This is a genomic window from Roseovarius litorisediminis (assembly GCF_900172295.1).
GTDB classification, from domain to species: domain Bacteria; phylum Pseudomonadota; class Alphaproteobacteria; order Rhodobacterales; family Rhodobacteraceae; genus Roseovarius; species Roseovarius litorisediminis.
Window position 1 is genome coordinate 373760 of record NZ_FWFL01000002.1, and the last position, 20952, is coordinate 394711.

General features: G+C 58.0%; 21 protein-coding genes. 19 read left to right on the forward strand and 2 right to left on the reverse strand.

Annotation, left to right across the window (positions count from 1 at the left end):
* Positions 1 to 10: 10 nt before the first annotated feature.
* Positions 11 to 190 carry a hypothetical protein gene (locus tag PEL8287_RS05170; protein WP_085891278.1) on the reverse strand — a complete coding sequence of 60 codons (180 nt, stop codon included), beginning with the start codon at positions 188 to 190 and terminating at the stop codon, positions 11 to 13.
* A 169-nt stretch (positions 191 to 359) separates the two neighbouring features.
* Between PEL8287_RS05170 and PEL8287_RS05175 the strand changes: the two genes are divergently transcribed.
* Positions 360 to 1397 carry a LacI family DNA-binding transcriptional regulator gene (locus PEL8287_RS05175; protein ID WP_085891279.1) on the forward strand — a complete coding sequence of 346 codons (1038 nt, stop codon included), beginning with the start codon at positions 360 to 362 and terminating at the stop codon, positions 1395 to 1397.
* Positions 1398 to 1421: 24 nt separating this feature from the next.
* Here the strand turns inward: PEL8287_RS05175 and PEL8287_RS05180 are convergent, their stop codons facing one another.
* Positions 1422 to 2111 (reverse strand): FadR/GntR family transcriptional regulator, encoded by a 690-nt coding sequence (locus tag PEL8287_RS05180; RefSeq protein WP_085891280.1) that lies wholly within the window; start codon positions 2109 to 2111, stop codon positions 1422 to 1424.
* A 463-nt stretch (positions 2112 to 2574) separates the two neighbouring features.
* Between PEL8287_RS05180 and PEL8287_RS05185 the strand changes: the two genes are divergently transcribed.
* The 18 genes from PEL8287_RS05185 (at position 2575) to PEL8287_RS05270 (ending at position 20857) form a co-directional block, all read left to right on the forward strand.
* On the forward strand, positions 2575 to 4053 hold the full coding sequence (locus PEL8287_RS05185) for a glutamine synthetase family protein (RefSeq protein WP_085891281.1): 1479 nt from the start codon (positions 2575 to 2577) through the stop codon (positions 4051 to 4053).
* 85 nt (positions 4054 to 4138) lie between these two features.
* On the forward strand, positions 4139 to 5074 hold the full coding sequence (locus PEL8287_RS05190; protein WP_085891282.1) for a class II glutamine amidotransferase domain-containing protein: 936 nt from the start codon (positions 4139 to 4141) through the stop codon (positions 5072 to 5074).
* Positions 5062 to 5931: a GltB/FmdC/FwdC-like GXGXG domain-containing protein gene (locus PEL8287_RS05195; protein WP_085891283.1), complete on the forward strand. Its 870-nt coding sequence runs from the start codon at positions 5062 to 5064 to the stop codon at positions 5929 to 5931. Before PEL8287_RS05190 ends, PEL8287_RS05195 begins: the two co-directional genes overlap by 13 nt.
* A 65-nt stretch (positions 5932 to 5996) precedes the next feature.
* A complete protein-coding gene (locus tag PEL8287_RS05200) occupies positions 5997 to 7361 on the forward strand; it encodes an FMN-binding glutamate synthase family protein (RefSeq protein ID WP_085891284.1) in 1365 nt (454 codons plus the stop codon).
* A gap of 75 nt (positions 7362 to 7436) precedes the next feature.
* Complete coding sequence (locus PEL8287_RS05205; RefSeq protein WP_085891285.1) at positions 7437 to 7850, forward strand: hypothetical protein; 414 nt, start codon at positions 7437 to 7439, stop codon at positions 7848 to 7850.
* Between the two features lie 6 nt (positions 7851 to 7856).
* Positions 7857 to 8705, forward strand: a complete 849-nt coding sequence (locus tag PEL8287_RS05210; RefSeq protein WP_085891286.1) for a carbon-nitrogen hydrolase family protein — start codon at positions 7857 to 7859, stop codon at positions 8703 to 8705.
* The gene (locus PEL8287_RS05215) at positions 8702 to 9292 is read left to right on the forward strand and encodes a hypothetical protein (protein ID WP_085891287.1); all 591 of its coding nucleotides are present in this window, start codon (positions 8702 to 8704) and stop codon (positions 9290 to 9292) included. Before PEL8287_RS05210 ends, PEL8287_RS05215 begins: the two co-directional genes overlap by 4 nt.
* Before the next feature lie 434 nt (positions 9293 to 9726).
* Positions 9727 to 10431 carry a GntR family transcriptional regulator gene (locus PEL8287_RS05220; RefSeq protein ID WP_085891288.1) on the forward strand — a complete coding sequence of 235 codons (705 nt, stop codon included), beginning with the start codon at positions 9727 to 9729 and terminating at the stop codon, positions 10429 to 10431.
* Positions 10421 to 11329 carry a dihydrodipicolinate synthase family protein gene (locus tag PEL8287_RS05225; RefSeq protein WP_085891289.1) on the forward strand — a complete coding sequence of 303 codons (909 nt, stop codon included), beginning with the start codon at positions 10421 to 10423 and terminating at the stop codon, positions 11327 to 11329. Before PEL8287_RS05220 ends, PEL8287_RS05225 begins: the two co-directional genes overlap by 11 nt.
* Positions 11326 to 12816, forward strand: coding sequence for an aldehyde dehydrogenase (locus PEL8287_RS05230; RefSeq protein WP_085891290.1), 1491 nt, complete (start codon positions 11326 to 11328; stop codon positions 12814 to 12816). Before PEL8287_RS05225 ends, PEL8287_RS05230 begins: the two co-directional genes overlap by 4 nt.
* Positions 12813 to 13577, forward strand: coding sequence for an NAD(P)-binding domain-containing protein (locus PEL8287_RS05235; protein WP_085891291.1), 765 nt, complete (start codon positions 12813 to 12815; stop codon positions 13575 to 13577). Before PEL8287_RS05230 ends, PEL8287_RS05235 begins: the two co-directional genes overlap by 4 nt.
* Complete coding sequence (locus tag PEL8287_RS05240; RefSeq protein WP_085891292.1) at positions 13574 to 15124, forward strand: trimethylamine methyltransferase family protein; 1551 nt, start codon at positions 13574 to 13576, stop codon at positions 15122 to 15124. Before PEL8287_RS05235 ends, PEL8287_RS05240 begins: the two co-directional genes overlap by 4 nt.
* 1 nt (position 15125) lies before the next feature.
* The gene (locus tag PEL8287_RS05245) at positions 15126 to 15770 is read left to right on the forward strand and encodes a GNAT family N-acetyltransferase (RefSeq protein WP_085891293.1); all 645 of its coding nucleotides are present in this window, start codon (positions 15126 to 15128) and stop codon (positions 15768 to 15770) included.
* Positions 15770 to 16876, forward strand: a complete 1107-nt coding sequence (locus PEL8287_RS05250) for a mandelate racemase/muconate lactonizing enzyme family protein (RefSeq protein ID WP_085891501.1) — start codon at positions 15770 to 15772, stop codon at positions 16874 to 16876. Before PEL8287_RS05245 ends, PEL8287_RS05250 begins: the two co-directional genes overlap by 1 nt.
* Positions 16877 to 16879: 3 nt before the next feature.
* Complete coding sequence (locus PEL8287_RS05255; protein WP_085891294.1) at positions 16880 to 18070, forward strand: cytochrome P450; 1191 nt, start codon at positions 16880 to 16882, stop codon at positions 18068 to 18070.
* A complete protein-coding gene (locus tag PEL8287_RS05260) occupies positions 18067 to 18798 on the forward strand; it encodes an SDR family NAD(P)-dependent oxidoreductase (protein WP_085891295.1) in 732 nt (243 codons plus the stop codon). Before PEL8287_RS05255 ends, PEL8287_RS05260 begins: the two co-directional genes overlap by 4 nt.
* Entirely contained in the window at positions 18798 to 19529 is a 732-nt protein-coding gene (locus tag PEL8287_RS05265; RefSeq protein ID WP_085891296.1) for an SDR family NAD(P)-dependent oxidoreductase, read from the forward strand. Before PEL8287_RS05260 ends, PEL8287_RS05265 begins: the two co-directional genes overlap by 1 nt.
* Positions 19526 to 20857, forward strand: a complete 1332-nt coding sequence (locus PEL8287_RS05270; protein ID WP_085891297.1) for an NAD(P)/FAD-dependent oxidoreductase — start codon at positions 19526 to 19528, stop codon at positions 20855 to 20857. Before PEL8287_RS05265 ends, PEL8287_RS05270 begins: the two co-directional genes overlap by 4 nt.
* Positions 20858 to 20952: the final 95 nt, after the last annotated feature.

Genomic DNA, 20952 nt, shown 5'->3' on the forward strand with positions numbered 1-20952 from the left:
GGTGTCATGATTATTTGTTCTTTTTTGCTGCCGCTTCGCGTTTCAGAATGGCAGCGACGAAAACAAGCGATGTCAGGGCAAGCAGCAGCATTTCACCAACATCCCCCAGAAAGGGTGTGCCGCCAGACGAGCCGATGGCCACGTTGGTCGCAAAGATGGCGAACAAGATGACTGTTGCGAGCAAAGACATGTATTCCCTCCAATCACCGGCGCTCCACCGCCGATTCGAAATCAATGTAAGCGCTTACATATTGTCTTGCAAGCGCTTACATTGTCTACTGGGGCAAAACCTGAAGGAGTTGTTCCCTTCATTGCTTCGATCGGTTAGGCCCGGTCTGTCTGGATTTAGGGCGTCGCGGATGAACAGAAAACAAAAGCATAGTGAAAGATCGGTTCCGACGCTTGAGGATGTTGCGCGTCATGCCGATGTATCGACGGCGACGGTTTCGCGGTGCCTGAATTCCCCCGACCGGGTGATCGAGAAAACCCGAAAACGGGTATTGGCCGCAGTGCGGGAACTGGGCTATTCGCCCAATTTCGGGGCCCGTGCGCTGGCGGCCAAGCGCACCAACACAATCGGTGCAATCATTCCGACGATGGAAAACGCCATCTTTGCGCGTGGCATTCAGGCCTTTCAGGAAGAATTGCACAGGCTGGGGTTTACCCTGCTGGTTTCAAGTTCGTCCTATCGTCCTGATTTGGAAGATGAACAGATTCGCGCGCTTGTGGCCCGTGGTGCCGATGCGCTTTTGTTGATCGGGCATCACCGCGACCCTGAAATATACCGGTTTCTGGAAGATCGCGGTGTGCCGGTTTTGGTGGCGTGGGCCTATCAGAAAGGGGCGGCGGTGGCGTCAATCGGGTTTGACAACAGGCGCGCCATGGCGGAATTGGCCGAAAAGGTCATGGACCTTGGGCACCGGAAGCTTGGGATTATATCGGCCGGGCAGGCGCTGAATGACCGGGCCCGCGACCGTGTGCGTGGCGTGATGGAGGTTGCCGCAAAGCGCGGACTTGATCCGCAGGCCATTGCGCTTGTCGAAACACCTTATTCGATTGAAAACGGGGGGCATGCCTTTCGCCAGTTGATGGAGCAGGAGGAGCCGCCTACGGTGGTGATCTGTGGCAACGATGTTCTGGCAGTGGGGGCGATGCAAATGGCGCGGCAGATGGGTTTGCGTGTGCCGCAGGATGTTTCGATTACAGGTTTTGACGATATAGAACTGGCCGCCGTGGTTGCACCGTCACTGACCACTGTGCACGTACCACATCGCGATATGGGCCGTCAGGCTGCGCAGATTCTGGTGGATATGGTTCTGGGTAAGCCGCTGGCGCAAAGCGTACTGCTTGAAACAGATCTGCGCCTGCGCGAAACCCTTGGCCCACCCAAAGGCTGAGCGCCCGGCGACTGCGTTGGGCGTTCAGGTTTCCGAGGCGCGGGTCAGCGACAGGCGGGCGGTTTCAAGATGTTCTTTCATGATCGTCGCCGCGCGTTCGGGTTCGCGGGTGCGCAGGGCATTCAGTATCTGGCGGTGCTGGGCGTTGTATTGATTGATGGTGGCCGCATCCAGCGTCAGGTGGCGCATGCGGGTCCAGTCATCCTGACTGCGGACGTTGGCGATCTGGTCGATGATCCAGATCAGCAAACCGTTGCGGGTCGAGTCGGCCAGGGCACGGTGAAAATGCGTATCGGCCTCGGAAAAACTGACCGGGTCTTCGACGCATTGTTCCATCCGGGTGCAGAGCGTCTCCATCTTGTCAAAATCTGCTCGGCGGCCGTGCAGGACGGACAGACGGCATATGTGGGGTTCAAGCGCGAATCGCGTGTCCATCAGTTCAAGCGGGGTGGCGTTGTCGATCGCCGCAGGAGAGGAGTCGTCGGGTTTGTGAACCACATATGTACCGCTGCCTGGACGAATTTCCACAAAGCCTTCGTCTTCTAGCAGATTTAGGGCCTTGCGCACCGTTCCGCGGGCAGCGCCATAGGTTTCGGCGAGCACGCGCTCGGGCTGCAGCCGGTCGTGAAGCTGCAGATTCCCTTTTGAAATCTCACGCCGAACCATCGCGGCTATATCGGAAGCACCCAATTTCTGTTCGGCATGTGCGGTCATGTTGATAGTTCCATTTTTAAACCAAATATATACCAATATATACAAAAATCAAATACATGAACTAATTTTGGATCAAAAGCGGTTGACTTTTGGGGCGATCGTTGGAAAGGTTTGGTCAAGTAGACAGTCCTTCGTCACAAATACATTCTAATGTTGCCGCCAAAGCAAGGCCCAAACCAAGGATCGCTGACACATGGCATTCCCGGATCGTGCAGATCAAGTGGCTGTTCCAGCAGGTATACATGCTGAGCCGCGCGGGGCAAAGCATGTCGGGGCGTCAGCATTTGATGCAGGTGGCAAGTCTCAAACCGGTTTTTATAACGATCGGGCATCGTCCGGGTCTGAGAGGTTCAAAATTGGGGCGCTCCACCCCATGCCGAACCCTTAATTTTCGTGGAGCTGAATACAACCGCTGTGACCGGGCGCGAGACCCGAAACAGCACAACATCAGGGAGACTAAAACGTGGCTGAGACAGACCTTGAAAGATTTGTAGAAGCGCCTGGACGCGACGAGAAGATCAAAGAAGTACGCAAGATGATTGATGCCAAGGGCATCGAGTATCTGTACCTGCAATTTGTATCCGTGACCGGCAAGATCATGGGTAAAGGCATTCCGGCGGACCATTGGGAATCAGTTGCCAAGAAGGGCTTTCAGCTGGTTTATGGTGCCACGGTGAACCTGTTTACCGACCGCGCCGGCAATTATTTGGGCTATGGCCCGGAAGCCGCCGAGCTGATCGGTATTCCCGAGCCTGAGACATTCATGCAGCTGCCTTGGGCGCCTGAAATCGGCCGTTTCTACTGCACACTTTTCCGCAACCGCGAAGAAAAGGAAAACCCCGGTGGGTTCCTGACCGCAGACAGCCGTGGCAACCTGCGCCGGATGCACGAGGACTTTAAAGCCAAGCATGGCCGCAGCCTGCGGATCGGCACCGAGCCGGAAATGATGTGGCTGAAATTCGACGAGAATGGCCAGCCTCGCGATGGCTATTCCAAACCCTTCTGCTACCACATCGACCAGTTTGAATCGCTGCGCCCGGTGTCGATGCAGGTGATCCGCTATGCCCGTGCGATGGGTCTGGATATGATTCAGGGCGATCACGAGGATGCGCCGGGGCAGCTAGAGTTGAACTGGATGTTCGACGATGTGCTGCGTAACGCTGACCGCCTGACCACCTATCGCCAGATCTGTGCCCAGGTGGCGCGGGAAAACGGTATCTTTGCCTGCTTTATGACCAAGCCCTTCATGGGCGTGTCAGCCAGTGGCTGTCACCACAACATGAGCCTGTGGCGCGGTGGCGAGGACGAGTTTGTGAAATGCGGCAACAACCCGGATGACCTGCCGGGGATGGCCGAGAACTATATGTATGTCCGGGGCGGTGAAAACACCTTTATGCCGGATGATGACGATCCCCAGATGCCGGGCAAAGAGGGCTTGGAGGCGATCGGCGGCGTTGTACACCATTTACAGGCGCTGACGGCCATCGGATCATCCACCGTAAACTCGTACCGCCGTTTGTGGGACACGGGTTTCTGGGCGCCGATTTTTGCCGACTGGGGCTTTCAGAACCGTACCACGGGTCTGCGGGTTTCGGCGCCGGGCCGGTTTGAATACCGGTCGGTAGACAGCATGGTGAACCCCTACCTGATGGGCTCGACCCTGCTGGCGGCGATGGACGATGGCATCACCAACAAACTGGACCCGGGCGAGCCGGAAGAACGCAACATCTATGAGGCGATCAAGGCTGGCAAGCAGGTGAAAAAGCTGCCGATGAGTCTGGGAGAAGCCCTTGAGCATCTGGAGGGCAGTGAGGTTGTGCGCCGTGGTCTGCCTGGTGAGATGTACCGTTTGTACCATGAATACAAATATGACGAATGGGCGCGGTTTATGTCCACCGTCACCGATTGGGACAAAGACACCTATATGGAATGCCTGCCCTGAGGCATTCCAACTTCTGGCGGCGGGCGTAACTGCCTGCCGCCATTCTTGAATACACGCAACATGCAACTTGAGGAGGCGCATTCAGATGTGCGGAATTGCAGGACTTATTCACAAGGGCAAAAGCTCGAACGTGGGGGCCGAAATGACCTCGATGCTCAGAGCCCTTAAACACCGGGGGCCAGACAGCACCGGATACGCGGTATACGGCGAACCGACCGAGGGGGACTATATCCTACGCGTCAATGTTGCTGAAGCCGAGGATATGAGCAAAGGGCGCGGCATTCATCAGGTCATCGTAGATCGTATCGCCGAAGTCGAAGCGATTTTGGCCGAGCACGGCGCCAAGGTGAAATCCAAAAGGGCAGACACCGAATATGCGCTGCGTTATGTTGTCAGCCATGACGGTGACACCGCCAAGATGGCCGCCCATATCGAAGAGGGCGAAGGCGTCGAGATCATGTCAATGGGCAATGGCCTTGAGCTGATCAAAGACCTTGGGGATGCTGATGACGTTGCAGCGTTGTACAACCTGAACGCCTTCCAGGGTACGCATGGTATCGGCCATACCCGCATGGCGACTGAATCGGACGTGGATATCCGCTCTGCCCACCCCTATTGGGCTTTCCCGTATAATGACGTCAGCGTGGTTCATAACGGCCAGATCACCAACTACTGGATCATGCGCCGCACGATGGAGCGCAAAGGCCACCGCTTTATGTCGAATTGCGACAGTGAGCTACTGGCGGTCTACACCGCGCACAATTTGTCGAAAGGCATTTCGCTGGAAGACAGCCTGCGCCAGTCGATCAGCGAAATCGACGGTGTGTTCACCTATCTGGTCGCTACCAAAGATCAGCTGGGAATGGCCAAAGACACGATGGCAGCCAAGCCGCTGGTTCTTTACGAATCGGACGATCTGATTGCCATGGCTTCGGAAGAGGTGGCGATCCGCGCGATCCTCCCTGAAGAAATTGACACAACTGATCCCTACGACGAGGAGGTCCGGGTATGGCAAGCGTAAGCGACGCAGAACTTAAGAACATGACCCAGGAAGAGCGGGTAACCGCCCTGGGTATGCGCACCGAACAGCTGACGGGCAAATCACTCTATCTGGAGTTTGACCCGGATGCGACCGAGAACTTTACCTATCCGTGGGCCCCTGATGTTGATTTCAACAAACGGACCGAATTGGATTGTGATGGCAAGACCACGACCGAGGTCAACTCGTCGATCCGCGCGCTGATGAAAGAAGGTTATGGCACTGTGGTGCTGAAAAACCCGCGCGGCATGCACTCTCTTGGCGTTGGTATTCTCAGCCGTCTGAACCTTATCGTCGAAGGCTCGACCGGATATTTTGCGGTGGGTCTGATCGACGGGCCAAACGTGCGCATCAATGGGCGCGTGGGATGGTCATGCGGCGAAAACATGATGTCCGGCACGATCCTGATCGAAAAGAACGCCGGGTCCACCTTTGGCGCCGCAATTCGTGGCGGCGATCTGGTTTGTCGCGGTTCGGTCGGTTCGCGTACCGGTATCGACCAGAAGGGTGGCACGATCATCGTCGGTGGTGACACAGGCGCATTGTCGGGCTTCATGATGCAGCGCGGCCGGATGGTTGTCTGCGGCAATGCCGGCAAGAACCTGGGCGACAGCATGTATGACGGCACAATCTTTGTCGGCGGCGAAATCAAGTCGCTGGGTGTTGATGCGATCGAGGCTGAACTGACCGATCTCGACAAGGCATGGCTGACGCGGAAGCTGACGCAATATGGCTTGATGCCCGATAAAGGCGTCGATCACTTCACCAAGGTGGTCGCTGGCAAAATGCTCTGGAACTACGACAACCTTGAGCCCTCTGAGAAGAAACTCATTCTGTGATTGGCGCCCGGTCCCCCGCCTGTCGGGCAGGGGCCGCCCATTCCACGAAGGAAAGGAATTACAAAATGGCTGATGGTGATCTGCCCAAAAAACCAGCGCTGGCGCGTGATGTAAACCGCATCGGCAACAGCTTTATTTTCCCGCCGGCGGTGATGGATGACATCCACATCAAGTCTGAACTTGGCCGCTACCGGATGCGGGGTTTCTCGTTGTTCAAGAAAATCCCGCATTGGGATGATCTGACCTTCCTGCCCGGCACGCTGACGCGTTTCGTGATCGAAGGCTATCGCGAGAAGTGCGAAACCAAGACCATTATTGGCCCCCGCGCCAAGAAACCGATTGAACTGGATATCCCGGTTTATATCACCGGCATGTCGTTTGGCGCCTTGTCATACGAGGCCAAGACGGCGCTTGCCCGCGGGGCAACCATGGCCGGCACGGCAACGTGTTCAGGTGAAGGTGGGATGATCCCGGACGAGCGACGCTATAGTTCAAAGTGGTTCTATCAGTGCATCCAGTCGCGCTATGGCTTTAACCCCAACCACCTGGTTCTGGCGGATGGCTGCGAATTCTTCATCGGTCAGGGCTGTAAAGTTGGCCTTGGCGGTCACCTGATGGGTCAGAAAGTGACCGACCAGGTTGCCGAGATGCGCTCGCTGCCCGCCGGTATCGACCAGCGTTCACCTGCCCGTCACCCTGACTGGCTGGGACCGGACGACCTGGCCCTGAAAATCCAGGAAATCCGTGAAGCCACCGATTGGCAGATTCCGATCCAGCTCAAGCTGGGCGCCAGCCGCGTCTATGACGATGTCCGGATGGCCGTTAAGTGTGACCCGGACAGCATCTATATCGACGGTATGGAAGGCGGTACCGGTGCAGGCCCGCACCTTGCGACAGAAGATACCGGTGTGCCGGGCATGGCGGCGATCCGTCAGGCGCGCAAAGCCATCGACGATCTGGGCAAGCGCGGCGAGATCACGCTGGTTTATGCCGGTGGTATCCGGAACGGTGCCGATGTGGCCAAGGCGATTGCGCTTGGCGCGGACGCCATCGCGATCGGTCACTCGGCGATGATGGCGCTGAACTGCAACAAGGACATCCCCGAGGCAAATTATCCGGAGGAAGTCGGCGCAGAGCCAGGATATTGCTATCACTGCCATACGGGCCGTTGCCCGGTTGGTGTTGCGACGCAAGACCCCAAACTTCGCGAACGTCTGGATCCCGATGCAGCCGCCGAACGTGTGTACAATTTCCTGCACACGCTTACCATCGAAGCACAGCTTTTCGCCCGTGCCTGTGGCAAGACCTATCTGCATTCGCTGGAACCCGAGGATCTGGCCGCGCTTACGATGGAGGCTTCGGCCATGGCTGGCGTCCCGCTTGCGGGTACCAACCACACCGTCGGCATCGCCGATTATCACCACCTGTAATGCGTGAAGGTACCCCCGCCCCGCCCGAATGGTGCAGGGTGGGGGCAACCCACGCTCTCGACGAGGAGAAATAAAATGGCTGGAACACAGTACCGCGGCTCCGAGATCAAGGATGTCGACCAGTTCCTGAAAGATGCCGACGGGCTTGGCTCGGAACGCGAAAAGGAAATCGGCCAGCACATCGGCTATCGTTATGATGTTAACCTTGTGCCCGATTACAATCGCATCACCCCCTATCTGGAAAAATACATGGAGGTGATGGGCTGGGACGATCTGAACTGGCTGGAAGATGTGCACATGGGATACGAAGAGGGCATGCCCGCCGTCTTTGACCGCAACAACAATGGTTGGATCCGCGTACCCGACACGATCGAACTGCCCGATAACCAGCAGGATCGCGATATGATTGCACGCGAACTTCTTCTGAAATTCCAGATGTCTGACCGTCACCCGCTGGTCAACCTCCGGAAGGCTTATATGAAGTTCTGAGCAAACATGCCGCGCCCGCTTGATATCGCCTGTCTTCAGACACGGCCAATGCCCGATTTTTCATCGGCGCTGGACGAGGCGATGCCGCTTGCAAATTCAGCGGTCACAGCGGGCGCGGACATTCTTTTTCTGCCGGAATACTGTGGCGGTCTGAAAACCGAAGGCCGGGCGGTTGTGCCGCCCTCGGCAGCCGAGGCAAGCCATCCGTTTCTTCAGGAAATGCAGGCATTTGCCGCCAAGCGCCAGGTCTGGGTGAATATCGGATCCGTTGCGGTGGATGGCCCTGACGGGCGGATCATCAACCGGGGTTTCATGCTGGATGATCAGGGCGCCATTCGTGGGCGCTATGACAAGATCAACATGTTTGATATCCAGCTGTCCGAGACCGAGGTCTACCGTGAAAGTGATCGCGTCAGCCCCGGGCATCAGGCTGTGATTCACGATACACCCTTTGCCCGTATCGGGCATACCATCTGTTACGATTTGCGCTTTCCTGATCTGTTTCGCAGCCTGGCGCAGGCCGGGGCCGAGATCATTTGCTGCCCTGCGGCCTTTACTCGCAAGACAGGTGCGGCGCACTGGCATGTTCTCAACCGGGCCCGCGCGATCGAAACGACGCGATTCGTTGTTTCTGCCTGTGCAATCGGGCCAATTCCGGGGGGTGGTGAAAGCTATGGCCATTCGCTGATCGTGAACCCATGGGGCGAGGTGATCAGTGATGGCGGCGCGCTGCCCGGTCTGGTTCAGGCCCGGATTGATCTGGACAATGTCGCCGAAACGGCGGCACGTATCCCAAGCCTGATGAACGAGCAGCCATTTACACGCGCACCTGAAACCAAAAGGAACGTTGCATGAGTTCTGTCGCCACCCAGCTGGGGCAAAGTTATTCCGATCATCCGCTGCGCAAGGCTTTCCTGCGCTGGCAGTGCCGGGTGCGCCAGATGTCGATGCGCGATCAGGACGGGCGCCCGGATGACGCTATCATGCCAGCCGTTCTGCTGCCGGACCAGCCCGAAGCATTGGGGCACATCATCACGGTCATGAACAAGGCGCCTGGATATTCGGTGACCGCCGAACTGACCCATATGGCGGCAAAAACCAACGATCCGGCACAGCGTCGTGATGCAGCGATCCGTTTTCTTTCAGCCGGATATTTTCAGAACGCTGTAGAATTCTCGGACATCCTTACGGCGACTTTCCCGCCCGGATCGGAAGGCGCGAAAAAAATACACGACGCCGGGCAGTGCCAGTTGGTGTTCGAGGCCTATGCCCAGACGTTTGACCTGACCTGCAAGGTCTGGCGACTTGCGCCGCACAACCTGCTGCATCAGGCCACCATGGCACATAACAGATTGTTCAATCCGAGCATCCATCCCGATACCGAAGTTTTGGGTTTTGAGCCGGACTGGGGCGCAAGCTCTTCCGACCCGGCCTATTCATAATAAAAATCTGAGTCACCTTCGACGCACGCGGGTCTGATCCGGCGGAGCGCGCCTGCGCGCGCACTTTATCCCTCGTCAGGCTGGCGCCTTCCTCAGATCTGGATGCCAGGTGACGGGTATAACTGATGTGGCGGGGGGAGAGCTTTGGGACGAGTATTTGTTGAAAAATGAAAGTTCGGGGTGTTTTGTTTAATCGCTTTCTCAAAAGCACTTTGGGCCTGGCACCCCTCTTTTGAGCACCTGGTTTAGCGTGGTCAGCGGCTTGGTCGCTGGACCGCGGGTTTCTGACTCTGAAATGTTGACTATGGGTTCGGCGGCTTACTGAAAGCCGTTGTGGTGCCAGGTTGAAGCAACCTGCAAATGCCAGAGCGTTTGGGAAATCTCTGGACTCGCAATTTTTTCCGTATACAAATTGTATTCAAATAGGAGATTCGATGGCCACTGATAAGAAAGCCCGCTGCCTGGACGATTTGCGCATGCGAATCCTCACGCTTGATATCGCACCCGGTTCCGACTTGGACGAGGCCGCGCTGTGCGAGCAGTATGGTATTTCGCGAACGCCTATTCGCGAGGTGTTTCAACGTCTGGGCGGGGAGGGGTATCTGAGGCTTGAGCAGAATCGCGGCGCCAAAGTGACCTCGATGGATCTGGGCGTGATGCGGGTATTCTTTCAAACCGCACCGATGATTTATGCCAATGTGGCGCGATTGGCGGCCGAGAACCGCCGTTCGGATGAAATCCCGGGTTTGAAAGACGTTCAGCATGCGTTCCGGGCTGCAGCGCAGGCCGGCGATGCGGGCCAGGCGGCGTTGCTGAACCACCGGTTTCACCGCCAGATCGGCGAGATGGCACATAACCCCTATCTGTTGCCCAGTCTGAACCGGATGCTGATTGATCACACCCGGTTAAGTCAGACGTTTTATCGACCCGCCTCGGAGGACGAGGCCGGGCGCGTTAACCGCGCCATTGACCAACACGATCAGATGATTGTCGCGATTGAGCGACAAGAGGCGGCTTTGGCTGTCGATCTGACCATCGACCACTGGAACCTGTCACGGGATCGGCTGGAGCGGTTCGTCACCCCTGACCCGCTGCCCATTGACGTGCTTGCAATGAAGGACAGAAAACATGCAGTTTGAAGGCATATGGACCCCCGTTGTCACGCCTTATACGGACGATTTCCAGATCAACGAACAGGCCCTGGCCGATACGGTAGGCCTGCTGATCGATAAAGGGGTGCACGGAATTATCGTGTCCGGCACAACCGGCGAATACTATGCGCAGTCCCATGAGGATCGGATCTGGCTGATGCAGCGTGTGCGGGAGCTTATCAATGGTCGCGTGCCGCTGGTTGTCGGCACAGGTGCGTTGCGCACCGAGGACAGCATTGAATATGCCAAGGCGGCAAAAGATATTTGTGCTGATGCCATTCTGATCGCGACCCCGCCCTATTCGGTGCCCACGGGCCGAGAGATCGCCTTGCATGCTCTGGCGATTGACCGGGCGGTGGATATGCCAGTGATGCTGTACAACTATCCCGGCCGGATGGGTGTGAACATGGACGAGGAAACCCTGGACAGGCTGGGGCGGTCACCCAATTTCTGCGGTATCAAGGAAAGCAGCGGAGACATCAACCGTCTGCATATGATCGCGCGCGATTACCCGCATCTGGGGCTGCTGTGTGGCATGGACGATCAGGCGCTTGAGTTTTTCGCCTGGGGCGCGCGTGGTTGGGTCTGTGCCGGGTCGAACTTTGCCCCCGAGGCGCATGTGGCTCTTTATGAGGCCTGTGTTCTGGAGGGTGATTTTACCAAAGGTCGCGCCATCATGTCGGCGATGATGCCACTGATGCGCGTACTGGAACAGGGCGGTAAGTTCATCCAGTGCATCAAGCACGGGCTCACCCTGCGTGGCATTCCTGCAGGACCGCCGCTTAAGCCTCTGCATCCGCTGAACAAGGACGACAAGCGAGAGCTTGAGAACGTGATCCGCACAATGAACACGGCTGTGGCCAAAATCACAGGAGAGGCGAAATGACTGACCTTCTGACCCGCGACGAATACGGCGCCATTGCCGCCGAGATCGACCTGCCCAAGACACCGTTCATTGACGGCAAGTTTCAAAAGGGCAATGGCCCGCTGATGGAAACGGTGAACCCGGCCACCGGAGATGTGCTGGTGAAGATCAGTACCGCCGATGCCAAAGACGTGGATTTTGCCGTTGGGAAGGCGCGAGAGGCGTTTGAGCAGGGCCACTGGTCGCGTCTGCATCCGTCCGAGCGCAAGGACGTGTTGATCCGGTTTTGCAAGCTGATCACCCGGCGGCGGCGCGAACTGGCCGTGATGGAAAGCCTGGACAGCGGCAAGCCCATTCGCGATTGCGAGTTGATTGATATCCCCGAGACGATCCACACGATCAAATGGCATGCCGAGCTGATCGACAAGATCTATGATCAGACCGGGCCATCGGGGGATGATGCGATCAGCATGATCGTCCGCGAGCCGATTGGCGTGGTGGCCGCGGTGCTGCCGTGGAACTTCCCGATGCTGATGATGGCATGGAAGATCGGGCCGGCGCTGGCGGCGGGCAACTCGGTGATCGTAAAACCGGCCGAGCAGACCAGCCTGACCGCGCTGCGTCTGGCCGAGATTGCGCATATGGCCGGCATCCCGCGCGGGGTGTTGCAGGTGCTGCCGGGGGGCGGGCCCGAGGTGGGAGAGCCGTTGGGCCTTCATATGGATGTGGACATGATCAGCTTTACCGGCTCGACCGAGACCGGCAAGCGGTTCCTGCGCTATGCGGCTGACAGCAACGTGAAAGAGGTTACGCTGGAATGCGGCGGCAAGAACCCGGCGGTTGTGCTGGAGGATGCCGAAAACCTGGATAGCGTCGCCGAGCATGTCGTCAACGCGGCGTTCTGGAACATGGGCGAGAATTGCAGCGCCTCGTCGCGGCTGATTGTGCACAAGGCCGTCAAAGAGCCGCTGATGGAGCGGATCGTGGCACGCATTCGCGACTGGAAGGTGGGCGATCCGCTGGACCCGGCCAACCATCTGGGCGCGCTGATTGATAGTGAGCATTGCAAGAAGGTCAGCGGCTATCTGACCGGCAAAGCGCTGGTGGGCGGCAAGACGGATGGAAACTTTGTGGCCCCGACGGTGTATGAAGTCAAAAAAGACGACGCACGCGCGCGCGAGGAAATCTTTGGGCCGGTGCTGAGCGTGATCGAAGTTGCCAGCACGGAAGAAGCGATAGAGCTGGCGAATGACACTGCCTATGGCCTTGCCGCGAGTGTATTTTCGGCCAACACCCGCAACGCCATACGTGCCGCCCGCAATATCAGGGCGGGGACGGTGACGGTGAACTGCTATGGCGAGGGCGACATCAGCACGCCGTTTGGTGGCTACAAGCAATCGGGCTTTGGCGGGCGCGATAACTCGGTTCATGCGCATGACCAGTTTACCCAGCTGAAAACCATCTGGATCGATCTGAGCGATCCGGCAGACGGGGATGATGTGGGATGAACAGGGTCGGTTTCCTGGGCACGGGCCATATCGCTGCTCCGATGGCCCGGGTATTGGCTCGCAAAAATTTTTCTGTGACCGTGTCAAAGAGAAATCCGCAAGTTGCCGCCGGGCTGGTGGCTGACGGGCTGGGGATACGGGTTGCATCCAATCAGGGTGTCGTGGATGCGTCTGATGTCGTGTTTCTTTGCCTGCGACCGGCTGTCTGGGCCGACGCGGTAGCCGGTCTGACCTGGCGGGACGATCAGCAGATTGTGTCGGTCATGTCCGGGGTGACGCTGGCCGAGATTGCGCAGGCCTGCCCCCCGGTGACCAAAATTTCGGCCACGATCCCCTATGGATTTGTCGAGCAGGGCAACTGCCCCTTGCCGGTTGTGGGCGACCCTTCGGCGGTGCAAGCCTTGTTTGGAGATGAGAACCCCGTTCTTCCACAAACGGAAGAAACCGCGCTGAGATATTTTTTCGCGGCCTCCGCTTTGGTTTCGGGGGTTCTGGAGATGTTGGAAACCTCGGGTGACTGGTTAGCCGGACAGATCGGAGATGCTGATCAGGCCGAGGTATATGTGGCCAATATGGTCACCGGGGTTCTTTCGAATATGGACAAATCGCGCGCCGGGCGGTTGGCGGACGAGAAATGGGCACTGGCCACCCCGAATACGCTGAACCTGCAAATGGTGGAAGGGCTGAAGCGTGATGGCGCGTTTGACCAACTTCCTAGTTTACTTAATCAAATTTCTGCCAGCATGGAGAAGAACGCATGAGCGTTGATGCAGTTGGAACCACCCGCCGCGGGCGGGGTGCCAGAAAGGCCATTCGCCAGACGCGGGACGTGAAAATGTTACCTGCGCTCAAGCGGAACCTGCCGCTGACAGAACCGATGGATGCTGAGCAGATCTCGCGGATTGACGCGGCCTCGATGCATATACTGGAAAATGTCGGTGTGGTTTTCCGTGATGACATAGCTTTGGAGGACTGGCGTCTTGCCGGTGCCAAGGTGGTGGGCGACCGGGTGTATCTGGACCGGGGATTGGTGCGCGAGCTGATCAGGACCATCCCTGAAACCTTCATCTATCACGCGCGCAACCCGGCCAATAACCTGCCGTTTGGCCGCGAGCATGCCATATTCGTGCCGATGACCGGTGCGCCGTTTCTGCGTGATCTGGAGGATGTGCGGCGCAATCCGACGCTGGACGATCTGGCAAACTTTCACAAGCTGGCGCATATGCTGCCGGCCCTGCATTCTTCGGCGCACCACATCGTTGAGCCCTATGATCATCCGATCAGCCAGAGACATCTGCGGATCACCTACAGCTCGATGAAACATTCCGACAAGACGTTCATGGGTATGACAACCAGCCCAAAGAACGCCGAGGACGTGATGGAGATGTGCGCGATTGTGTTTGGTGAGGATTTTCTTGAAACTCATCCGGTCTGCACTGGCAACTGCAATGGGAACTCACCACTTGTGTGGGATGAAACCATGCTGGGTGCGATGCGTGCCTTCAACAAACGTAATCAGCCGGTGCTGTGCTCTCCTTTCGTGCTGGGCGGGGCGAACACGCCGGCCAGCGTTGCGCCCACCGTGGCGCAACTGAATGCCGAGGCACTGAGCGCGCTGGCCTATACGCAGGTGGTGCGCAAGGGCTGCCCGGCGATCTACGGTCACTACCTCAGCGCGGTCAGCATGAAATCCGGCGCGCCGATGGCTGGCACCCCCGAGATCAGCCTGATGAACCTGATGATCGGTCAGATGGCGCGGTTCTACGGCGTGCCTTGGCGGTCCTCGAATACGCTTGGCGGCGCCAAGACGTTTGACGCGCAGGCGGGGTATGAAAGTGCCACAACGCTGATGGCGCTGCAGATGGCAGGCACCAATTACATGTGGCACTCGGCCGGATGGAACGAGGCCGGGATGCATTGCTCGATGGCCAAATTCGTTGTCGATGCCGAGCAATGTGCCATGGCCTATCGCATGGCCGAAGGCATCCGTTGGGATGACTTTGACGAGGCTTTGGCGGCGGTGGCAGACGTCGGCCCGGGCGGGCATTACCTGGGTCATCCGCATACGTTGGAAAACTTTCAGCGGGCGTTTTTCATGCCTGAATTGTTCGACAACAACTCGATCGAACAATGGCAGGCCGAGGGCGGCGTTGAGATAAATGAGCGTGCCCTCACCCAGGTCAAAACCATGCTGAACGAATACGAGGAGCCCAAGCTGGACGCTGGCGTCAACGAGGCGCTTCTGGATTACATCGCCCGGCGTGAGCGGGAAATCCCTGCTGCAGATGCGTTAAATCAGGATATCTGACATGCAGGTTAGCATTAAGGCCGGACAACCCGATCATGCTTCAGAGCGCATTGCGGAACTGATCTGGTCGACCGATCCAGTCTTAATGAATTTCATGTTTGGAGATATTTCGGCGTTTCGGCGCGCTACAGCGCGCGAGTGGCCATCAGACGCGGGGCTTATTTGCTACAAGCAAGCTTTTGTTGCCGAGGCCAATGACGAGATCGTCGGTCTTTGCATCGGGCATACCACAGAGGAATACGGTCCGAATTTCGAAGCGGCGCAGCGTATTCAATCCGCTGCACTTAGGGCGGCAGAAGGTTGGCATATCCGCGAGGCGCTGGATTGGATGGATCGCTTGTTTCCCGCCCCCCGCGACGAATCTTTTTATATTCTTGAACTCGCCGTGAGTGAAAACGCTCAGGGTCTGGGCCTGGGTCGCAAACTGCTTGGCAAAGCGGTTGAGCGTGCACGGCAGTTGCAATGCAAACGGCTTGCGCTTGATGTTGCAGCGGATAATCCGGCGGTCGATTTCTATCTTCAGCTTGGGCTTGAAGTCGAGATTGAGACGCGTGTGCCCTGCCTGGCAGATGGTTTCGGGATTGGCGCGCACCTTCACATGTCCGCACCGCTGGGCAAACTGGCAACCAGTTTAAAGGACATATGATGCGTATTGCTGAACTTCATATCTACCAGCACGATCTGCCGGTGAAAAACGGCCCGTATACCATGGCCAATGCACAGGTCTGGTCCCTGACCAGCACACTGGTTCGGTTGATTTCGGATACCGGGCTGGAAGGTTGGGGAGAGACCTGCCCGGTTGGCCCGACCTATGCTGAGGCCCATGCTAACGGCGCATGTGCTGCGCTGATGGAAATGGCTCCCGGTCTGATTGGGGCCGAGGTTACGACTCTGACCCTGCACCGGGCGATGAACGGGCTGCTGAACGGCCATAACTATGCCAAAGCGGCTATTGATATTGCCGCCCATGACCTGATCGGCAAGGCGACCGGTTTGAGGGTGGCTGATCTGCTGGGCGGGGCAATAACTGCGCGGGTTCCCTCTTATTACGCCACGGGTGTGGGCGAACCCGATGACATTGCACGCCTTGCCGCAGATAAAGTGGCTGAAGGCTATCCGCGATTGCAGATCAAGGTAGGCGGCCGCCCGGTCGAGGTGGATATTGCTGTCATCCGCAAAGTCTGGGAAACGATAGGCACGGCGGCCCGTCTAGCAGTGGATGGCAATCGCGGCTGGACCACCCGTGATGCGCTGCGCGTCAGTCGCGAATGCCCTGACATCCCGTTCATCATGGAACAGCCGTGCAACACCCTGGACGATTTGCGACAGATACGCGGGCAAGTGGGCCATGCGATTTACATGGATGAAAACGCCGTCGATCTGTCGACTGTGATCAACGCCGTCGGCACCGGGTTGGTGGATGGGTTCGGTATGAAAGTCACGCGCATTGGAGGCCTGCACCCGATGGCGGCTTTCCGCGATATCTGCGAATCGCGCAATTTGCCTCATACCTGCGACGACAGTTGGGGCGGGGATATCATCGCCGCCGCCTGCACCCATATCGGGGCCACGATCAATCCGCGCCTGTTGGATGGTGTCTGGTTGGCAGCACCTTATATCGAAGGGCATTACGACCCCGAGAACGGTATCCGAATTGAGGGCGGTCATATCAATCTGCCCCAAGGGCCGGGGCTGGGCGTGGTGCCGGATGTATCACTGTTCGGTGATCCTGTGGCCGCTTTCGGAGGCTGAGGGATGGTTTCGAAGCTGCCATATCTTGATCTGAGCGATCCTGAATTCTCGACCCGAGGGCCCGATGTGCTGGCCGCCCGCGATGCGGGCTGGTGTGCCGAAACGCCCTATGGTCTGGCGGTGCTGCGCTGGCGCGAAGTGGGTAAAATCTTGCGGGACAGGCGGTTTCGGCAGGGCAGTCACAACTGGCCGGGTACGGTGGGTATTTCAGGGCCGTTTGCAGATTTCTGGCGGCAGTCGGTGATCGGGCAGGAAGGAAATGCGCATCAGCGCCTGCGTGCGCTGGCAGTGCCCGCGCTGAGTGAAGATTATGTGCAGAGTCTCAAGCCCGCTTTCCTGCAGATCGCCCGCGACATTTGTGCAACGTTGCGCAAGACCGACCGGGCCGAGTTTCAATCTGCCTTTTGCGATCCGTTCACGGGCCAGGTGATTGGCACGCTACTTGGGCTGGGGCAGGATGAATGGCCTGCGGTCGCGCGTGATGCGTCCGAGTTGGGCCTGGCGATGGGGATCACGGCAAAACAGTACGAGGATCGCTCCAATGCCGCCTGTGAACGCCTGTTTGCGAAAGCCGAGCAACTGGTGTCGCGGGTGCAGCAGGGTAAAGATAGCGACAGTTACATCGCGCGGATGGTTGCCGAATTCGACAAAAACGGCGATTGCAGCCATGCCGAACTGCACAACACCATTGTGATTTCGATCTTTGGCGGTGTCGATACCACGCGTGCATTGCTGGGCCTGGGGCTGTCGCTTTTCATTGAAAACCCTGATCAATGGCAAAAGCTGCGCGCGGATGCCTCGCTGATTCCAAGCGCGGTTGACGAGTTTATCCGCGCCCGCCCCACCACCACCTGGGCCACCCGCGAAGCGACTGAAGATGTGGATATGAACGGGATGGTGATTGCCAAAGGCACGGTTCTGCATCTGCTGGTTCATGCCTCGGCCCGCGACCCGGAAATCTGTAATGATCCAAGGTTTGACATTTCAGCGACCCGTAAAAAGCACTTTGGCTTTGGCGGTGGTGCGCATCACTGCATCGGCCATTTCGTGGCCCGCACTGACATAGCCGCAGCCCTGACAGCATTGCGCGAGACTTTTGCAACTATAGCGTATGACGGCACACCGGATTGGCTGCCGGACAGTGGTAATACCGGGGCTATCAGGCTGCCGATCAAATATGAGGTTACAATATGAGATTTAATAATAAAAATGCACTTGTAACCGGTGCTTCAGGCGGCATTGGCAAGGTGTTGGTTGCGATGCTTCGGGCAGAAGGCGCACGTGTGGCAGTGACCGACCGCGATACGTCAGGCGTTCAGGCCGAGGCGCATCTGGATGGTGATCTGCTGGATGATGCCTTTTGTGACGGTCTACCAGGGCAGGCGGCCGAGGCCCTGGGCGGGCTGGATATCGTCTGCAACAATGCTGGCGTCATTACCCGGGGCAACATTACCTTGGCCACCGATGCCGATTACGCACTTACGATGGGCGTCAATGTCGAAGCGCCGTTTCGGATCTGCCGTGCTGCAATTCCCCTGATGGCCCAGGCAGGAGGTGGGGCGATCGTAAACACCGCTTCGTGCTGGGGCCTTAGCCCGGGGCCGGATCATCCACTTTATATCATGTCCAAGGCTGCCCTTGCGTCGCTGACCCAGTGCCTGGCGCGTGATCATGCGCATCAGGGTATTCGCGTGAATGCCGTATGCCCGAACGAAGTGAATACACCAATGCTGCGCACGGGATTTGCCATTCGCGGGCTGGATCCGGACAAGGCGGTGGACGAGTTGAATGCCAGTGTACCGCTGGGCCGGATCGCCGAGCCCGAGGATATTGCGGATGTTATTATATTTCTGGCCTCGGACGCTGCGCGCTATGTCTGTGGTGCGCTGGTCGAGGCCAACGGTGCTAAACCGGTGGCATGATGGGGAGGTTTTCAGGAAAAGTCGCGCTTGTCACAGGGGCCTCGTCGGGCATGGGACAGGCAACGGCACGCATGCTGGCGGACCAGGGCGCGCGGGTCTTTACCGCGCAGCGCGGTGCTGCAGAGCATGAGGCGCTTGTGGCGGATTTCACTGATCCGGGTGCCCCCGAACAGGTGGTCAATGCCGTGCGCAAGGCTGCTGGTCAGCTTGATATCCTGATCAACAACGCTGGTGTGATGCGCGAGGGCACGGTCGAGGAAACAACGCAGGACGACTGGCACCTGCAGCTTCAGGTCAACCTGACTGCCCCTTTTCTGCTGACCCGCCACGCCATGCCGTTGCTGAAACAAGGCCGCGGTGCGATCGTGAACGTCGGCTCGATTGAAGGGCTGGGGTCGAACCCGCGCCATCCGGCCTATTGTGCGTCAAAGGCGGGCTTGCATGGGCTGACCCGCGCCGTGGCGGTGGACCACAGCCCCGACGGGGTGCGCTGTAACGCCGTCGCCCCCGGCTGGATCGACACAGGCCTGAACGTTGATTTCATCGAAAGCATGGGCGATCCGGAAGAGTTCCGTCGGCAGATTGGCCGGATTCATCCGGTGCGACGTACCGGGCTGCCTGAAGAAGTGGCGCGGCTGATCTGCTGGCTGGCGTCAGACGAGGCAAGTTTCGTCACCGGACAGATTTACACAATTGATGGGGGTCGCACATCCCAACTGAGTCTGCCATGAAAGTGACCCGCCTGCCGGTCGATACCGGCCCTGCCGCCTGGAACAGAATACTACCGCCGCAAGAACCCGCAAAGGTACTTGAAGAAAACATCACTGCGGACTGGTTGGTGATCGGTGGGGGCTTTGCCGGGCTGGCCGCAGCTCGTCGCCTGAGCCAATTGCATCCGGGTGACCGTATCGTGTTGCTGGAAGCCAAACGCATTGCCGAGGGCCCGGCGGGGCGCAATACCGGTTTCATGATCGATCTGCCGCATCACCTGACCTCGGAAGGGTATGGCGGCCAGATGGAAAAGGACCGCGCCGAGGCTGCTGCCAACCGGGCAGGCATTGCCTTTGCTGCCGAGATGGCTGCTGAATTCGGTCTTAGCCGTGAGGCGTTCAACCCCTCAGGCAAGATCAACGCTGCCGCAACTGAGCGGGGCCATAAACACAATCTGGACTATGCCCAGCATCTGAGCAATCTGAATGAGGCACATCAGTTGCTGGACGCAAAGCAGATGCACGAGATGACAGGGACCACCTATTATCAAAGTGGTCTCTTTACGCCGGGTGCTGTGATGATCCAGCCGGCGCTATTCGTGCGGGGCATTGCCAGAAGTCTGAAAGCCAACCACATCTCGATATTTGAAAACTGCCCGGTCACACAGTTGACCCGCAATGGCGAATGGACGGCGCGAACGCCAGGGGGACATGTATCGGCGCCCAAGGTTATCCTTGGGGTGAACGGCCATGCCAACAGCTTTGGCAAGTTCAAAGGCCGGCTGATGCATATCCACCTTTACGGGTCGATGACGCGGGCGCTGACGCCCGAGGAATGTCGTAAACTGGGTGGGGCAGACCGCTGGGGGGTGACGCCCGCTGATCCGATGGGATCAACAGTGCGGCGCATTTCAGGTACCGGGGGCGACCGTATAATTGTGCGTAACCGCTTTACCTATGACCCGACGATGCAGGTCAGCGAGGGCCGCGTCGCCCGGATGGCACAGGACCACAGCAAAGGTTTTGCGGCGCGGTTCCCAATGCTAGACGGTGTCAGGATGGAATACCGCTGGGGTGGTCGCCTATGTCTGAGCCGGAATAATGTGCCTGCTTTGGGCGAGGTCGACGAGGGGCTGTATTCCGCGTGCTGCCAGAACGGGCTGGGCACTGCCAAGGGCACTCTGCATGGCATGCTGATGGCTGATCTGGCTTCGGGCAATGGCTCGGATCTGCTGGATCAGGTTATGGATCAGCCTCGCCCCTCGCGCCTGCCACCCAATCCGTTTGCCTATATCGGCGCCAACGCAGCGCTGCGCTGGAGCGAGATCAAAGCAGGGAAAGAAATTTAGTACAGGCCGGAACGTCGGAAAAGAAAGGTGTCTGAATTTTTCGATGTCTGAAAATTCTTGCAATTTATCTTGGTGAAAGCTCGGAATATTGCCTC